General features: G+C 62.4%; 17 protein-coding genes. 1 reads left to right on the top strand and 16 read right to left on the bottom strand.

Going from position 1 to position 15,360, the window contains the following annotated elements; all coding sequences use genetic code 11:
* Positions 1 to 27: 27 nt before the first annotated feature.
* The 12 genes from ACKLNA_RS20255 to ACKLNA_RS20310 all read right to left on the bottom strand — a co-directional run bounded on the left by ACKLNA_RS20255 (position 28) and on the right by ACKLNA_RS20310 (position 11,475).
* Positions 28 to 624: a nucleotidyltransferase family protein gene (locus tag ACKLNA_RS20255; protein ID WP_408986880.1), complete on the bottom strand. Its 597-nt coding sequence runs from the start codon at positions 622 to 624 to the stop codon at positions 28 to 30.
* Positions 621 to 1,598, bottom strand: coding sequence for an XdhC family protein (locus ACKLNA_RS20260; protein ID WP_408986881.1), 978 nt, complete (start codon positions 1,596 to 1,598; stop codon positions 621 to 623). Before ACKLNA_RS20260 ends, ACKLNA_RS20255 begins: the two co-directional genes overlap by 4 nt.
* A complete protein-coding gene (locus ACKLNA_RS20265) occupies positions 1,598 to 3,919 on the bottom strand; it encodes a molybdopterin cofactor-binding domain-containing protein (protein ID WP_408986882.1) in 2,322 nt (773 codons plus the stop codon). Before ACKLNA_RS20265 ends, ACKLNA_RS20260 begins: the two co-directional genes overlap by 1 nt.
* Positions 3,916 to 4,386, bottom strand: coding sequence for a (2Fe-2S)-binding protein (locus tag ACKLNA_RS20270; protein WP_085710940.1), 471 nt, complete (start codon positions 4,384 to 4,386; stop codon positions 3,916 to 3,918). Before ACKLNA_RS20270 ends, ACKLNA_RS20265 begins: the two co-directional genes overlap by 4 nt.
* A gap of 245 nt (positions 4,387 to 4,631) precedes the next feature.
* Positions 4,632 to 5,651, bottom strand: a complete 1,020-nt coding sequence (gene murB / locus ACKLNA_RS20275; protein WP_408986883.1) for a UDP-N-acetylmuramate dehydrogenase — start codon at positions 5,649 to 5,651, stop codon at positions 4,632 to 4,634.
* On the bottom strand, positions 5,648 to 6,112 hold the full coding sequence (locus ACKLNA_RS20280) for a low molecular weight protein-tyrosine-phosphatase (RefSeq protein ID WP_085710942.1): 465 nt from the start codon (positions 6,110 to 6,112) through the stop codon (positions 5,648 to 5,650). The genes murB and ACKLNA_RS20280 overlap by 4 nt, the downstream gene beginning before the upstream one ends.
* Positions 6,112 to 6,876 carry a 3-deoxy-manno-octulosonate cytidylyltransferase gene (kdsB, locus tag ACKLNA_RS20285; protein WP_408986884.1) on the bottom strand — a complete coding sequence of 255 codons (765 nt, stop codon included), beginning with the start codon at positions 6,874 to 6,876 and terminating at the stop codon, positions 6,112 to 6,114. The genes ACKLNA_RS20280 and kdsB overlap by 1 nt, the downstream gene beginning before the upstream one ends.
* Complete coding sequence (locus tag ACKLNA_RS20290) at positions 6,873 to 7,058, bottom strand: Trm112 family protein (protein ID WP_003179363.1); 186 nt, start codon at positions 7,056 to 7,058, stop codon at positions 6,873 to 6,875. Before ACKLNA_RS20290 ends, kdsB begins: the two co-directional genes overlap by 4 nt.
* Before the next feature lie 24 nt (positions 7,059 to 7,082).
* Positions 7,083 to 8,093: a tetraacyldisaccharide 4'-kinase gene (lpxK, locus tag ACKLNA_RS20295; RefSeq protein WP_408986885.1), complete on the bottom strand. Its 1,011-nt coding sequence runs from the start codon at positions 8,091 to 8,093 to the stop codon at positions 7,083 to 7,085.
* A complete protein-coding gene (locus tag ACKLNA_RS20300; protein ID WP_007950767.1) occupies positions 8,093 to 8,521 on the bottom strand; it encodes a biopolymer transporter ExbD in 429 nt (142 codons plus the stop codon). The genes lpxK and ACKLNA_RS20300 overlap by 1 nt, the downstream gene beginning before the upstream one ends.
* Positions 8,518 to 9,153: a MotA/TolQ/ExbB proton channel family protein gene (locus tag ACKLNA_RS20305; protein ID WP_162803506.1), complete on the bottom strand. Its 636-nt coding sequence runs from the start codon at positions 9,151 to 9,153 to the stop codon at positions 8,518 to 8,520. Before ACKLNA_RS20305 ends, ACKLNA_RS20300 begins: the two co-directional genes overlap by 4 nt.
* 78 nt (positions 9,154 to 9,231) lie before the next feature.
* Positions 9,232 to 11,475, bottom strand: a complete 2,244-nt coding sequence (locus ACKLNA_RS20310) for a DNA internalization-related competence protein ComEC/Rec2 (protein ID WP_408986886.1) — start codon at positions 11,473 to 11,475, stop codon at positions 9,232 to 9,234.
* A gap of 136 nt (positions 11,476 to 11,611) precedes the next feature.
* Here ACKLNA_RS20310 and ACKLNA_RS20315 point away from each other — a divergent pair, with 136 nt between their 5' ends.
* Positions 11,612 to 12,130 (top strand): DUF2062 domain-containing protein, encoded by a 519-nt coding sequence (locus ACKLNA_RS20315; protein ID WP_408986887.1) that lies wholly within the window; start codon positions 11,612 to 11,614, stop codon positions 12,128 to 12,130.
* A gap of 54 nt (positions 12,131 to 12,184) precedes the next feature.
* Here the strand turns inward: ACKLNA_RS20315 and ACKLNA_RS20320 are convergent, their stop codons facing one another.
* The 4 genes from ACKLNA_RS20320 to ACKLNA_RS20335 all read right to left on the bottom strand — a co-directional run bounded on the left by ACKLNA_RS20320 (position 12,185) and on the right by ACKLNA_RS20335 (position 15,351).
* Entirely contained in the window at positions 12,185 to 12,964 is a 780-nt protein-coding gene (locus ACKLNA_RS20320) for an ABC transporter permease (protein ID WP_085710947.1), read from the bottom strand.
* Complete coding sequence (locus ACKLNA_RS20325; RefSeq protein ID WP_408986888.1) at positions 12,961 to 13,893, bottom strand: ABC transporter ATP-binding protein; 933 nt, start codon at positions 13,891 to 13,893, stop codon at positions 12,961 to 12,963. The genes ACKLNA_RS20320 and ACKLNA_RS20325 overlap by 4 nt, the downstream gene beginning before the upstream one ends.
* Positions 13,894 to 14,024: 131 nt before the next feature.
* Positions 14,025 to 14,648, bottom strand: coding sequence for a glutathione S-transferase family protein (locus ACKLNA_RS20330; protein ID WP_408986889.1), 624 nt, complete (start codon positions 14,646 to 14,648; stop codon positions 14,025 to 14,027).
* A 43-nt stretch (positions 14,649 to 14,691) separates the two neighbouring features.
* The gene (locus ACKLNA_RS20335; protein WP_408986890.1) at positions 14,692 to 15,351 is read right to left on the bottom strand and encodes a transglutaminase-like domain-containing protein; all 660 of its coding nucleotides are present in this window, start codon (positions 15,349 to 15,351) and stop codon (positions 14,692 to 14,694) included.
* Positions 15,352 to 15,360 lie beyond the last annotated feature (9 nt).

Raw genomic sequence — 15,360 nt, forward strand, 5'->3', positions numbered from 1 at the left:
GGCTTTTTTTATGCCTCGCGGTTTGTATCAGGCCGGCGGAAAAACCAGTGCCTGCGGCACATCGATATCCCACAGCACGCCAGGATCATCCACGGCAACCTCGACCACCCGCCCCTGCTTGAACAAAGGTCTGGCCCCGCGATCACCGGACAATGCCATCAACCCCGGCCCAAACGAACGACCAAATCCGACCGGATGTCCAAACTCGCCACCCTGCACCGGAACACTGACCGCATCGTCGGCAATCGCCGCCACTACCTGCTCAATGCTCGATGGCAGGATGAACGGCATATCACCCAGCACAATCAGCCAGCCGTCGGCATCCGGGCAAGCCGCTACACCCGCCGCGATGCTGTCACCCATCCCCGTAGACTCGATCGAAACAATGTCACAGCCATAAGCCTGCGCCATCCGCATCGCCTGTGGCCGTGTTTCGGTCGTCACCAGTACTCGCTTGTCGAGACTCGTCGGCAGGTTCACCAACGTTTGTTCGATCACTGAACGAACAGCTCCGTCGCGCCCCGTGCAATCGGCCAGCAGCTTGTCCTTGTCGGCACCTGCCACTTCACGAAAACGGCTGCCCTCGCCTGCCGCCAGCACAATCACTCCGATGGTTCGACTCATACGCGCTCTGCCTTCTTCTGCTTCAACTCGACACCATTCTTGATCGCGACGATTTCCGCCAGCAACGACAACGCAATTTCTGCCGGAGAATGACTGCCGATCGGCAGACCGATCGGCCCGTGCAATCGAGCGATGGCCGCTTGCGACAAGCCTAGCTCAGCCAGATATTCCCGACGCTTGAGACTGTTGACACGCGAGCCCAGGGCACCGACGTAAAACGCCCTGGAATCCAGCGCCGTCAGCAGCGCCATGTCGTCCAGACGCGGATCATGGGTCAGGGCAACAATGGCGGTGCGTTCGTCGGTCTGAATGCTCAGCACGGCCTCATCCGGCATGCCAGGGACAAAGCGGCCATGCTGCTCTTCCCAGTCATAGACGAACTCGGTGCGGGGATCGCAGATCAGCACTTCGAAATCCAGCAGCCGCGCCATTTCGGCCACATAACGCGACAACTGCCCGGCGCCGATCAGCAGCAGACGCCAGCGCGGGCCGTAGATGGCACGCAAGGTCTTGCCATCAAAAACCAATGCATCCGTTTTGCTCGCCGGCGAAAGAATCACTTCACCGCTTTCGAGGTTCAGCTCGCGAGCAACGATTTCATGAGCCTCACAACGCGTCAGCAATTCGGCGACCCACGCGGGATCGCCGACTCGCTCTTCGGTGAGGCGCAAAGTGCCGCCGCACGGCAGGCCGAACCGCGCAGCCTCCTCCCGGGTCACGCCATAAGTGATCAACTGCACTGGCGGCCCGTCGGCGGGAATCCGCCCGTCATGCAAGCGGGCGATCAGATCGTCCTCGACGCAACCGCCGGACACCGAACCGATCACCACGCCATCCTCACGCAACGCCAACATCGCGCCGGGTGCCCGGGGCGCAGTGCCCCAGGTCTGCACGACAGTGAACAACACCACCCGCTGCCCGGCGCGGCGCCACTCCAGGACGCTGCGCAGGACATTGAGATCGGCGCTGTCCATCACGCTTGCGCCTTTTGCCAGCCCTGCAACTGGTAACGTACCGGCAGGCTGCGGATGCGCTGGCCGGTCGCGGCGAAGATCGCATTGCACAGCGCCGGCGCAATCGGCGGCACGCCCGGCTCACCGACACCGCCCAACGGCACCTCGCCCGGCGGCGTCACCAGATGCACCGCGACTTCCTTCGGTGCCAGCGACATGCGTGCCACTTCATACATATGGAAGTTGTCCTGCTGCACCTTGCCGTCCTTGAAGCTGATTTCGCCCCACACGGCATTGCCCAGGCCCATCACACAGGCGCCTTCGAACTGCGAACGGATCCGCTCGGGGTTGATCTGCGGCCCGCAATCCACGGCGATGTCGGCCTTGTGCACGATCAGCGTGCCGTCGTCCTTGACCTCGACTTCGATCACCGCCGCCACATAGGTCACGAAGCTGTAATGCACTGCCAGGCCGAGACCACGGCCCTTGGGCAATTTCCGCCCCCAACCGGCGGCCTTGGCCGCGGTTTCCAGTACGGTGCGCATACGCCCGGTGTCGATCGGATAACGCTCGGGGGATTCGCCGTAGTTCCATTCTTCACTGAGCGTGCGCGGGTCGATCTGTCGATCCGGGCCGAGCAATTTGATCTGGTACTTGAGCGGATCTTCCTTGGCCTTGTGTGCCAGTTCATCGACAAAACTCTGGATCGCGAAGCCATGAGGAATGTTCGACACCGAGCGATACCAGCCGACACGCGTATGGACCGTGGCCTCGGGGTTTTCCAGACGCACGTTGGGAATCGCGTAAGCCATGTTGGTGAAACCCATGCCCAGCTCGAATGCAGCTTCATGATTCATGGCCGGCGCAAACAGCGCGGTGATGCTCGGCGCCACCGTGCGGTGCAACCAGGCGGATGGCAAACCATCCTTGCCCACGCCGGCCTTGAGGTACTCGGCCGATACTGTGTGGAAATACGAATTGTGGATGTCGTCTTCCCGCGTCCACTGGACCCGCACAGCCTTGCCGGGGAATTCTTTGGCGAGGATCGCAGCTTCGACAACGAAGTCCGGCTTGGACTTGCGGCCGAAACCACCGCCGAGCAGGGTCACGTTAAAGGTCACGTTATCGAACGGCAGACCGAGGCGTTCGGCGATCCGCTCACGGGTGACCTGCGGCGCCTGGCTCGGCGCCCAGGCTTCGCACACGCCCTCTTTATAGCGAGCGATGGCCACCATCGGCTCCATCGGCGCCTGTGCCAGATGCGGCAAGTAGTAAGAAGCTTCCAGGGTGCTGGCAGCGCTGCCAATGGCTTTTTCGGTGTCGCCAGTATTGCGCACGACCTTGCCCGGTTTCAGCGAAGCGGCTTCCAGTTCCTTGCGGTAGGCGATCGAGTCGTAACTGGCGTTCGGGCCGTCGTCCCACTCGATTTTCAGCGCTTCACGGCCCTTGAGCGCCGCCCAGGTGTTGCTGGCCACCACGGCCACGCCACCCAATGGCTGGAACTCCGAAGGCAACGGCCGCGGTTCGATCTGAATGACTTTCAGCACGCCCGGCACTTTCAGCGCGGCGCTGTCGTCCACTGACTTGACCTTGCCGCCGTACACCGCAGGGCGGGCAATCACGGCGTACAGCATGCCGTCGAAATGCACGTCGGCCCCGTATACGGCGCGGCCATTGACGATGTCATCACCATCAATGGCCTTCGTCCCTTCCTTGCCGATGTAGCGGAATTCCGACGGTTGCTTGAGCCGCAGGCTGTCACGAGCCGGCACCGCCAGCGCACTGGCCGCAGCCGCCAGCTCACCGTAACCCAGCTCGCGCCCGGACGGTGTGTGCATGACTTTATGCAGTTGCGCGCGGCATTCACTGACGGGAACCTTCCACTGCGCGGCAGCAGCCTGCTCCAGCATGGTCCGGGCAGCGGCGCCGCAACGACGCATCGGCTCGTACCAGTGACGCATGCTGCGCGAGCCGTCAGTGTCCTGGTTGCCGAAACGCACTTCATCGCCCGGCGCCTGTTGAACCTTGACGTGGGCCCAATCGGCTTCCAGCTCATCGGCGACCACCATGGTCAGGCTGGTGCGCACGCCCTGGCCCATTTCCGAGCGGTTGCAGACCACGGTCACCGTGCCGTCGGCGGCGATGCTGACGTAGACCTTCGGATCATCGATCCAGCCATTGGGCATGCCATCGGCGCCGAACTTCTTCGGTTTATCTTCAGCCAATGCATCCTGCCAGCCCCAACTCGCAGCCAGCACCAGCGCACCTGTGGCGCCGACACCCTTGAGGAAACCCCGGCGACTCAGGTTGCTCAGGGCGAAATCGTTCGGCAAGCGGCTCATGCCTTGGCCTCCTTCAGATGAGTGGAGGCCTGGCGGATGGCGGTCTTGATCCGGTTGTAGGTGCCGCAGCGGCAGATGTTGCCGACCATCGCCTCTTCGATCTGCTCGTCGCTCGGGTTCGGGTTGGTCTTGAGCAACGCGGTGGCGGACATGATCTGCCCGCCCTGACAGAAACCGCACTGAGCCACGGCAGTGTCGAGCCAGGCTTGCTGGACGATCTGACCAATCGGATCGGCGTGCAGGTTGTCGATGGTCGTTACATTCTGCCCGGCCACCGAGCCGATCGGCGTGATGCAGCTACGCACCGGCAAGCCGTCGATATGAATAGTGCAGGCGCCGCACAGGCCCATGCCGCAGCCGAATTTGGTGCCGTTGTATCCGGCGACGTCACGGATAGCCCACAACAGAGGCATGTCCTCGGTGACATCGAGTGGATGGTCTTGGCCATTGAGTTTCAGGGTAATCATGGGCACGCCCGCATATTCATGGAGGTTATGGGGTCGAGCAATCTGCCGCCGGAAATCAGCGGTGGGTTCACGCAGATCGACTCAGGCTAATGAGGCTCTCTTGTGCCGACGGAAACGTCTGCACCGGGCCTTTGGTGGAGCAAAGGGGTTTATCGTTAGCTGGCTAAGTTAACCCGGGATTAACAAAAAAGCCCTGCACTTTTTAAATAGTGCAGGGCTTTGGATTGCGCCTTGAAAGCGTAGCCTCAATAACGGTTGGGCTCCATTTCCAGCTCGACATTGAAACGTTCTGCAATGTCTTTCTGGATACGTTGCGCCAGATCAAGCAGTTGCAGCCCGGTCGCCGCGCCGTAATTGACCAGCACCAGCGCCTGCAATTTATGCACGCCGGCATCGGCCTCACGGAAACCTTTCCAGCCTGCCCGCTCGATCAACCAGCCCGCCGCCAGCTTCATCTGCCCGTCCGGTTGCGCGTAGGCCACCAGATCCGGGTGCTGCGCTTTGATCTGCGCAACTACCGCCGCCGACACCAGCGGGTTCTTGAAGAAACTTCCGGCATTGCCCAGCACCGCCGGGTCCGGCAGTTTCTCGCTGCGGATGCTGCAAATGGCGCGGCTGACATCTGTCGGCGTCGGCTGCTCGATGCCCTGCTCGGTCAGGCGCTGACGCACCGGGCCGTATTCCAGGTGCAGATGGGCGACTCGATCCAGTGCGAAGCGCACCCGCAGGATCAACCAGCGACCCGGCTGCTGTTTGAACACGCTGTCGCGGTAGGCGAAGTTGCATTCCTCCAGGCTGAAGTCGCGCAGCTCGCCGGTCTGACGATCCAGCGCCGTCAGGCCGGCGAACACGTCCTTGATCTCGACACCGTAGGCACCGATGTTCTGCATAGGTGCGGCGCCGACGGTGCCGGGGATCAGGCTGAGGTTTTCCAGCCCGGAAAAACCCAGCGCCAGCGTGTGCTGGACAAACGGATGCCACGGTTCACCCGCCTCGGCCTCTATCACCACGCGGTTGCCATCGCCGCTGATGACGCGAATGCCACGGCTGGCCATGCGCAGCACCAGTGCCGGGATGTCCGCCGTCAGCAACAGGTTGCTGCCGCCGCCGATCACCAGCAATGGCACATCGTGGGCAGTCGCATAAGCCAGGGCTTCGCGCACATCGCCGTCGTTGTGGGCTTCGGCAAACAGTTGCGCGCGGACGTCCACGCCAAAGGTGTTGAACGGTTTCAGGGAAACCTGAGGGTGTACCTGCAAACTCATAACCGGCCCTTCACTTCGATCAGCAACCGGTCGCAGGCGCGCTCGATCAGATCCAGCACCTGCTCGAAACCCTGATCGCCGTCGTAATACGGATCCGGCACTTCATCGACTTCGCCTTCATAGCGACGCAGGAACAGGTCCAGCTCGGCCTTGCCAGTGGACGGTTGCAACGCCTTGAGGTTGCGCAGGTTGCTGTTGTCCATGGCGAGGATCAGGTCGTAGCTGGCGAAATCGGCGCGGCTGACTTGCTGAGCGCGTTGCGCCGACAAGTCGTAACCACGCAGTTTGGCCGCGGCCTGACTGCGTTTGTCCGGCGGATTGCCGACGTGCCAGTCACCGGTGCCGGCGGAAGCCACTTCGACCTGAGCGTCCAGACCGGCCTCACGCAGCTTGGCGCGCATGACGCCTTCGGCAGTGGGCGAGCGGCAGATGTTGCCCAGGCACACGAACAGAACGCGCATCAGGCCTCCAGCAGGCGACGGACGCGCTCGAGGTCTTCGGCGGTGTCGACTCCGGTTGGCGGCGCGATCAATGCGTCAGCCACGTGAATCCGCACGCCGTGCCACAAGGCACGCAGCTGCTCGAGGGATTCGGTGTTTTCCAGCCAGCACGGGCCCCAGTTCACGAAGTCCTGAAGGAAACCGGCGCGGTAGGCATAGATGCCGATGTGGCGGCGATACGGCACGCCTTCCGGCAGCACGTCGCGGCTCTTGGCAAATGCGTCGCGGGCCCATGGCAGGGTCGCACGGCTGAAGGTCAGCGCCAGACCGTTGAGGTCGCTGACGACCTTGACCACGTTCGGGTTGAACAGGGTTTCCACATCCTCGATCGGCTCGGCCAGGGTGGCCATGCGCGCTTCGGTGTGGGCCGCAAGATTGGCGGCGACCTGATCGATCACGCTTGGCGGGATCAGCGGTTCGTCACCCTGGACGTTGACCACGATGGCATCCGGCTCCAGGCCCAGCTTCGCGGCGACTTCGGCCAGACGGTCGGTGCCGGAGTTGTGATCTTCACGGGTCAGCAACACTTCGGCGCCAAAAGCCTTGCAGGCCTCGACGATACGCGCATCGTCGGTAGCCACGACCACACGGCTGGCGCTGCTTTTGCTCGCCTGTTCCCAGACGTGCTGGATCATCGGCTTGCCGGCGATATCCAGCAGCGGTTTGCCCGGCAGACGGGTCGAGGCGTAGCGCGACGGGATGACAACGGTGAAGGCTGTGGTCATTTATCCAGACGCTCGTCGGTGGTCAGGGTGCGGGCTTCGCTTTCCAGCATCACCGGGATGCCGTCACGGATCGGGTACGCCAGGCCGGCGCCCTTGCTGATCAGTTCGGTCTTGTCGGCGCTGAGCTTGAGCGGGCCTTTGCAGACCGGGCAGGCGAGGATGTCGAGCAATTTGGTGTCCATGAACATTCCCTGGATAAAAACGGTTTAAGGCAAAAGACGATCCGGCAACAGGCGCATCAGCTGCGTGTCGAACCAGGCCACGAAGGCCGGCGACGGCACGGCATCAACCGCCAGGTACCACCAGTCGGCGGCAGCGAAGGCGCGGCACTTCACCGCGTCCTTTTCGGTCATCACCAATGGCAATGACGGCGTGAAACTCAAGGCCTGCACGCTGTATTCGGCGTGGTCGGCAAACGCGTGGGGCACAGGCCGCCAGTCTAGCGCTTCGAGGGTATTGAAGAAACGTTGCGGATTGCCGATCCCGGCGACCGCGTGCAGCGACTGCCCGGCTGGAAAATGTTCGAGGGGCTGGCGTTCGCCGCTGAGCAGATTGACCAGCGCCGTGGGTTGCAGGCGGAAAGCGAAACCGTCTTCGCGATCCTCAGGGGCGCCGTTGAACAGCACGCCATCGACGCTTTGCAGGCGCTCGACAGGTTCGCGCAAGGGGCCGGCGGGCAGGCAGCGCTTGTTGCCCAGCCCACGGGCGGCGTCGATCAACACCAGCTCAAGATCCCGTGCCAGTCGATAGTGCTGCATGCCGTCATCGGACAGGATCAGGTCCAGCGGTTCACTGGCCAGCAAGGCTTTGACGGCAGCGCCGCGGTTCGGGTCGATCATCAGCGGCACACCGGTGCGCTGCACGATCAGCAGCGGCTCATCACCCGCAATGTCGGCGCCTTGATCGGCTTCGACCCGCCACGGCAACTGCGGCGGCTTGGCGCCGTAGCCGCGACTGACCACACCGACTCGCAATCCGCTGCGCCGACAGTGTTCGATCAGCCACAGAATCATCGGGGTCTTGCCGGTGCCACCTACCGTGATATTGCCAACCACGATCACCGGCACCGGCGATTGATAGATCTCGCCCTCTCCGTCGAGAAAACGCTGACGCTTGCCGGCCACCACGCGGCGATACAGCCACTCCAGCGGCCGCAACAGCGTCAGGGCCGGATGCCCCTGATACCACGCGGCGAGCAGACGATCGGACATGGCCATCAGGATTTGGGCGCCGCCTCGACCGTGGTCATGCGCAAATGGCTGAAACCGAGCTTGCCGGCCGCGTCCATGGCGGTGATCACGGATTGGTGCTGAGTCTTGCCGTCAGCACTGATCGACAACGGCATATTGGTGTCGCCGTTGGCTTCTTTCTGCATGGCTTCCATCAGGGTCGCCAGGTCGTTTTTCGGCAGAATCTTGTTGTTCACCGAAAACACGCCTTCAGCGCTGATGGCGACGTCCAGTTGTTTGACCTGCTGATCCTCGGCCGGCGAGCCGCTGACCGCTTCCGGCAGATCGACGCGCAGCTGGGTTTCGCGGGTGAAGGTGGTGGTCACGACGAAAAACAGCAACAGAATGAACACCACGTCGATCAGCGACGCGAGGTTGATGTCGATGGTTTCCCGGGGCTTGCGACGGAATTTCACGCTTTGCCCCCGGCCAGATCGACGTCACGGTCGCCCTGCACCACTTCCACCAGTTTGATCGCTTCCTGCTCCATGCCGACCACCAGTTCATCGATGCGGCGTTGCAGGAAACGGTGGAAGAACACCGACGGGATACCGACCATCAGGCCCGCCGCCGTGGTGATCAGCGCCTTGGAGATACCACCGGCCAATACCGACGCGTTGGTAGTCATGCCGGAACCGGTGAAAGCGCTGAAAATGTCGATCATGCCCAGCACCGTGCCCAGCAGACCCAGCAGCGGCGACATGGCGGCGATGGTGCCCAGCGCGTTGACGTAGCGTTCCAGCTCGTGGATGACCCGGGCGGCGGCTTCTTCAATGCACTCTTTCATGATCTCGCGACCATGCTTGGAGTTGGCCAGGCCCGCGGCGAGGATTTCACCCAGCGGCGAGTTGGCGCGCAATTCCTTGAGTTTTTCCTTGTTGAGCTGCTTGTCCTTGATCCAGACCCAGACCTGACCCAGCAGATGCTCAGGGGTGACGCGACTGGCGCGCAGCGTCCACAGGCGTTCGGCGACGATCGCCATGGCGGCGATGGAACTCAGAATGATCGGCAACATCATCCAGCCGCCGGATTTGACCAATTCCCACACAGTGACAGCCCCCTCGAAAAAGTGCGCCACTTTACCATACCGGTTCGCGATAAAGACCCGTCGCCCCGACGACCGTACTCAACGGTGCGTCGCCCCCGGCTGCGGCGGGTCGCGCCAGAACCGGCGTTGCTGACGCATCGACCGGGCCGGCTGGAATCGGCCCAGTTGCAGATGAATGGCACCCTGCTCGGCGCTGTCATGGATGCGCAAACCCTGCTTGCGGTAACGGGCGATAACGGTCGGATGCGGATGCCCGAACGAATTGCCCTGCCCCCGGGAGATCAGCACGTCCCGGGGCTGCAAAACCTTGAGCAGCGCCATCGAGGAAGAACTGCGGCTGCCATGGTGCGGAGCCTGCAGCCACTGGGTCGGAACCGCCAGTGAGCTGTTGAGCAAATCCCGTTCGGCAGCGACGTCGATATCGCCGGTCAGCAGCAGTCGCTCGCCGTTGGCTTCAACCTGCAGGACACAGGAACGCTGATTGCTGTCCTGAGCGTCGGCCCATTGCCATAGATGGAAGGCAACACCGTCCCACTGCCATTGCCGGCCGCTTGCACAGGCTTCAGCATTCAGCGCTTCGGGCAGCCCCAGCGGATCGCCGCTGATCACCCGACTGACCGGCAAGCCGTTTGCCACAGCCAGAGCCCCACCGGCATGGTCGGCGTCGGCATGGCTGAGCAGCATCAGATCGAGTCGTTCCACACCCAGTTTGTGCAAGGCTGGCAGCACCACTCGCTCGCCGACATCGAAATCGCCGAAGCGCGGCCCGGTGTCGTACAGCAATGTGTGGTGGCGGGTGCGGATCAAAATCGCCAGCCCTTGGCCGACATCGAGTTGCCAGACATCCGCCACGCCTTCGGCCAGCCGCTCCCGGGGCGGAAATGCCAGCACCAGCAGCAACGGCCAGCCCAGGGGACGCAATGGAATGCCTCGGGGCAGCAATAACAACACGGTACCGATGCAGCCCAGCACCAGGATCCATCCCGGCATCGATGGCGCAACCCACGCCGGCCAGCGCCCGGCGATCAGGGCCAGGGCCCGGAACAACCCATCGACCAGCCCGCCGGCCATCCACAACAGGCCTTCGCCGACATAGGGAATCGGCAAAAACAAAGTGCCAAGCAACGCCGGCGGCAGCACCGCAAAACTGATCCACGGCACCGCCAGCAGATTGGCCAGTGGCCCGCTGAGGCTGATCGGCAAGCCCAGGATCAGCAACACCGGGCACAAACCGATTGCGATCAGCCATTGCGCTCGCGTCCAGGTCTGCCACCAGCGCCAGGGCCCCAGTCGACCGCCGAACGTGAAAATCAGCACCGCCACCGCCGTGAAGGACAACCACAATCCCGGGCGCAGACTGGCCAGTGGATCCATCAACAACACCCCGTTGAAGGCCAGCAACAACGGCCACCAGGCACCGAGATGGCGAAAGCGCAATCGCCACAGCAACACCAGCGCAACCATCACACAGGCCCGTCGCACCGGCACATCGAACCCGGCCAGCAGCCCGTAACCCAACGCCGCCACGAACGCCAGACCACAGGCCCACGGCAGCCATGGCCAACGCAACGGCCACACACCGAATCGCGCCAGCCCGGCGATCAGCCCGTACATCACCGCCGCCAGCAGACCGATGTGCTGCCCGGAAATCACCAGCAGGTGCACGGTGCCGGTGTCCTGCAGGATCTGCCAGTCCTCGCGACTGAGCCCCGAGCCATCGCCCAGCACCAACGCCGCCAGCGCCGCGCCCCGGCCCTGAGTGTCCAGCGCCAGCAGACGCTGTCGGATGCCGTCCCGCCAGGCCCACTGCGCCGCCGCCAGCCTGTTGCCGTCCTTCACCGTGCCGGTGGCACCGATGCGTTGCGCCAACAGCCAGGCCTCGTAATCGAAGGCATCGGGATTGAGCAGCCCGCCGGGACGTTTGAGTTTGACCGCCAGCCGCCAGCGCTCGCCGCTGTTGACCGCTGGCCCGTCATACCAGGCCAAACGCATCAGCGACGGCAGTTTCCTGTGACGCGAACGGGCATCGGCCAACTCAAAGCGCACAACCCCGTCGCCGCTCTGCGGCAGGCCGACTATCCGTCCTTCCACCCAGCGCGTCTCGCCGTCCAGCTCCACCGGCAGTCGATCATCCAGCGCCCACTGCGCACCGATGCACGACCAGGCGAAGCCGAACAGCAAAAATGCCAGCGGATAACTGCGAAACGGTAACAACATCAGTGCCACCACCGGCAGCCACAGCATCCACCCGACCGGCGGCAAGGCCGGCAAAAAAACCGGGGCCAGCAGACCGACTGCCAGCGCCATCATCCCTGTGCGCATACGCCCGTCCTTGAGAGTCCCCTCTTCAGGCATAGCGCTTGTGGAGCGCAGGCGTCGTCAACAATTGTCACAAAGTCTGAATGGGCGCTTCGTAGAATCCAGACATACTTGCCGCCTTAACCGACCGAGAAGCCTTATGCCCCGGCGCTTATTCAAACGTTACATGCCCGACCCGACGAGCATCAGGGAACACAAATCCTTACGCTTTCTCGGCAAGTTGCTGCATGACCCGAACCTCTGGCACCTGAACCGGCACTCGGTGGCCCGAGCCATGGCCGTCGGCATTTTTGCGGCTTTCCTGCCGATTCCCGCGCAGATGCTGGTGGCCGCCGCACTGGCCATCACCGTGCGCGGCAACATGCCGATTGCCGTCAGCCTGGTCTGGCTGACCAATCCGGTCACCATGCCGCCGGTGTTCTACTGCACCTACAAAGTCGGGGCGTGGCTGATGGACATCCCCGCCCGCACCCTGCCGGAGTCGTTGACCTGGGAGTGGATCAGCGGCGAACTCTCGACCCTGTGGCAACCGTTCCTGCTCGGTTCGGTGGTGGTCGGGCTGGCGCTGGGGGCCCTCGCCTATTGCCTCGTTATGTTGTACTGGCGCTGGTGGGTCGCCCGGCAATGGGCCCGGCGCAAGAAAAGTCGCCAGTCGTGAATGCAAAACGGCCTCCGCAGTGGGAGGCCATTTTTTATTGCAGCGCCGGATGGATCAGGTACGCATCCCGCGACCGCTCACCAGCAACCGCGCGCAACCGAAGTACAGCACCACGGTTGCCACCAGCATGAAGGTGATCGCGATACCGATACGGATGTCCGACACACCGAGGATGCCGTAACGGAAAGCGTTGACCATGTGCAGCACCGGGTTCGCCAGCGACACGGTCTGCCAGAACGGCGGCAGCAAGGTGATCGAGTAGAACACGCCACCGAGGTAGGTCAGCGGCGTCAGCACGAACGTCGGGATGATCGAAATATCATCGAAGTTGCGCGCAAACACGGCGTTGATGAAACCCAGCAGCGAGAAGATCGTCGCCGTCAGCACCACCACCAGCACGGTAACGCCCAGGTGATGCACCTGCAGGCTGGTGAAGAACAGCGACAGGATCGTCACGATGACGCCGACCATCAGGCCGCGCAGCACGCCGCCGAGGGTGTAGCCGATCAGGATCGTGTGCGGCGACACCGGCGACACCATCAGTTCTTCGATGGAACGCTGGAACTTGCTGCCGAAGAAACTCGACACCACGTTGCCGTAAGAGTTGGTGATCACCGACATCATGATCAGCCCCGGCACGATGTACTCCATGTAGGAGAAACCACCCATGCCGCCGATCTGTTTGCCGATCAGGTTACCGAAGATCACGAAGTACAGAACCATGGTGATCGCCGGCGGCAGCAGGGTCTGCGGCCAGATCCGGGTGAAACGCCGGACTTCGCGGTAAACGATGGTGTTGAGGGCGACGAGGTTGGGGCGCAGTTCGGAACTCATACCGCCACCTTCGACAGATTTTTCTCCACCAGGGACACGAACAGCTCCTCGAGGCGATTGGTTTTATTGCGCAGGCTCAGCACTTCGATGTTCTGCAGGGCCAGCTGGCCGAACAGCGCGGTGATGCCCATGGACTTGTCGACCTGGACTTCCAGGGTGTGCGCATCCACCAGACGGGACGGATAACCGACCAGTTGCGGTGCAAGCGCCAGATCGCTCTTCAGGTCGAGCAGGAAGGTTTCCACATGCAGTTGCCCGAGCAGCTGACGCATGCTGGTGTTCTCGACAATGGTGCCGTGGTCGATGATGCCGATGTTGCGGCACAGCTGCTCAGCCTCTTCCAGGTAGTGGGTGGTGAGGATGATGGTGATGCCTTTCTGGTTCAGCTCGGTAAGGAACGTCCACATCGAACGACGCAGCTCGATATCCACGCCGGCGGTCGGTTCGTCGAGGATCAGCAGACGCGGCTCGTGCACCAGCGCCCGGGCGATCATCAGACGGCGCTTCATGCCGCCGGACAACGAACGCGACGGCACATCGCGCTTGTCCCACAGGCCGAGCTGGGTCAGGTACTGCTCGGCGCGTTCCTTGGCGATTTTCGCCGGAATGCCGTAGTAGCCGGCCTGGGTCACGACGATGTCGAAGGTCTTTTCGAACTGGTTGAAGTTGAATTCCTGGGGCACCACGCCGATCGAGCGCTTGAGCGCCGCGGGGTTCTTGTCCAGGTCGTGACCGAAGATATTCACCGTGCCGCTGGTCTTGTTCACCAGGGTCGAGAGAATGCCGATGGTCGTGGATTTGCCGGCGCCGTTGGGGCCGAGCAACGCGAAGAAGTCACCTTCGGCAACGTCCAGATCGATACCACTCAAGGCCTGGAACCCGTTGCCGTAGGTTTTGGTTAGCTGCCGGATGGACAGAGCGGAACTCATATCGGATTACGCACCAAGAAGAGAAAAAGGACTGAATGACGGCGGGCGGCGAGGGAGACAACCGCGGCGCACAAGCGCAATGGTGCTTGCCGCCGCCGCACAAGTACAGTCAAGTGTGTCGATAGTAGGTATTAAGTCAACGCGGTCATGACGGCTTTGCGATACGCCGGACGCTGCCTCAGTCGCGCGTACCAGGCTTCCAGATGCGGCATCGGCGCACGCTCGATCGGCATCTCGAACCAGGCATAAATGAAACTGCCGAGCGGAATGTCGCCCATGCCGATTTCACTGCCGGACAGGTATGGCTGGTTTTTCAGGGCCTGATCGGCCATGGCCAGCAAACCTTCGCATTCCTTGATCGCGGCATGGATCGCCGGCCAGTCCTGCTTGTCCGCCGGGGTGCGCAGAACGCCCCAGAACACCGTGCGAAACGGCCCGGCAAAACTGGATGTGGTCCAGTCCATCCACTTGTCGGCGATTGCGCGGGCCTGCAGATCCGCCGGATACCACGAGGTGTTCGCCGCATGCCTGGCCAACAGGTAGCGAACGATGGCATTGGATTCCCACAACACAAAACCGTCGTCTTCGATCACCGGCACCCGACCGTTCGGGTTCATCGCCCGGTACTCCGGCGTATCGACCACGCCGAACGCGCCACCGGCATCGATCGCCTCATAGGCGAGCCCGAGCTCTTCGGCCGCCCACAACGGTTTTCTGACATTCGACGAATTCTTGCGACCCCAGATCTTCAGCATGACCGCCTCTTTTCCATTGAGTGGGCGAGCAGCATACGCCGGATCAGCGGCTGCCGACATCACCGCGCAGGTCACTGGACAGTGGCTTCTGCTGATCGTTGAACAGGTGCGGATAGCATTTCTGCAGATGTTCGAAGAAAAAGGATTCCGGTACATCGGCGAACTGGCCGTGATCGACCAGGTACTCCATCAGCAGCGCGCCATCGCTGTTGTACGGGTGGAAAACGCTGTCGTTCATGCCGTCGAACTCCAGCGGCGCAACGTTGAACATTTCGCAGAGTTTCTGGTTGAACGCGGGGGTGGCTTTCACCCAGCGATCGTTGAGAAACAGCTCGGTATAACCATGCATGGCGAACACTTCGCTTCTCAGCAGTTCAAGCAGGCGCGGCGTCGACAGGTGATTTTTCACATCCGCCAGACCGATGCGTGCGGGGATCCCGCAATGGCGCGCGCAACCGGCGAGCAGCGTGGCCTTGGGCACGCAATAACTTTCACCCGCTGCCAGCGCGTAGCTGCCGCGCAAGGTCTGCGGGTCGCGGCTGAAGGTGTACATGTTGTAACGCACCGCCTCGCGCACGGCGTAATAAAGACTGATCGCCTGCGCGCGGGGGTCGCGGCTGGCACCACGGTGCCGTTCTGCGAACTCCACCACCGAGGGGTGGTCACTATCGATGAAGCGGCCGGGGCTCAGATACTCGCGCATGACGACATT

Source organism: Pseudomonas sp. UV AK001 (assembly GCF_046097675.1).
Taxonomy (GTDB): Bacteria; Pseudomonadota; Gammaproteobacteria; order Pseudomonadales; family Pseudomonadaceae; genus Aquipseudomonas; species Aquipseudomonas kribbensis.

Excerpts from the sequence above, each read along its gene's own strand:
- ACKLNA_RS20255 (WP_408986880.1), bottom strand. The coding sequence starts at position 624 with ATGAGTCGAACCATCGGAGTGATTGTGCTGGCGGCAGGCGAGGGCAGC.
- ACKLNA_RS20260 (WP_408986881.1), bottom strand. The coding sequence starts at position 1,598 with ATGGACAGCGCCGATCTCAATGTCCTGCGCAGCGTCCTGGAGTGGCGC.
- ACKLNA_RS20265 (WP_408986882.1), bottom strand. The coding sequence starts at position 3,919 with ATGAGCCGCTTGCCGAACGATTTCGCCCTGAGCAACCTGAGTCGCCGG.
- ACKLNA_RS20270 (WP_085710940.1), bottom strand. The coding sequence starts at position 4,386 with ATGATTACCCTGAAACTCAATGGCCAAGACCATCCACTCGATGTCACC.
- murB (WP_408986883.1), bottom strand. The coding sequence starts at position 5,651 with ATGAGTTTGCAGGTACACCCTCAGGTTTCCCTGAAACCGTTCAACACC.
- ACKLNA_RS20280 (WP_085710942.1), bottom strand. The coding sequence starts at position 6,112 with ATGCGCGTTCTGTTCGTGTGCCTGGGCAACATCTGCCGCTCGCCCACT.
- kdsB (WP_408986884.1), bottom strand. The coding sequence starts at position 6,876 with ATGACCACAGCCTTCACCGTTGTCATCCCGTCGCGCTACGCCTCGACC.
- ACKLNA_RS20290 (WP_003179363.1), bottom strand. The coding sequence starts at position 7,058 with ATGGACACCAAATTGCTCGACATCCTCGCCTGCCCGGTCTGCAAAGGC.
- lpxK (WP_408986885.1), bottom strand. The coding sequence starts at position 8,093 with ATGGCCATGTCCGATCGTCTGCTCGCCGCGTGGTATCAGGGGCATCCG.
- ACKLNA_RS20310 (WP_408986886.1), bottom strand. The coding sequence starts at position 11,475 with ATGCGCACAGGGATGATGGCGCTGGCAGTCGGTCTGCTGGCCCCGGTT.
- ACKLNA_RS20315 (WP_408986887.1), top strand. The coding sequence starts at position 11,612 with ATGCCCCGGCGCTTATTCAAACGTTACATGCCCGACCCGACGAGCATC.
- ACKLNA_RS20320 (WP_085710947.1), bottom strand. The coding sequence starts at position 12,964 with ATGAGTTCCGAACTGCGCCCCAACCTCGTCGCCCTCAACACCATCGTT.
- ACKLNA_RS20325 (WP_408986888.1), bottom strand. The coding sequence starts at position 13,893 with ATGAGTTCCGCTCTGTCCATCCGGCAGCTAACCAAAACCTACGGCAAC.
- ACKLNA_RS20330 (WP_408986889.1), bottom strand. The coding sequence starts at position 14,648 with ATGCTGAAGATCTGGGGTCGCAAGAATTCGTCGAATGTCAGAAAACCG.
- ACKLNA_RS20335 (WP_408986890.1), bottom strand. The coding sequence starts at position 15,351 with ATGCGCGAGTATCTGAGCCCCGGCCGCTTCATCGATAGTGACCACCCC.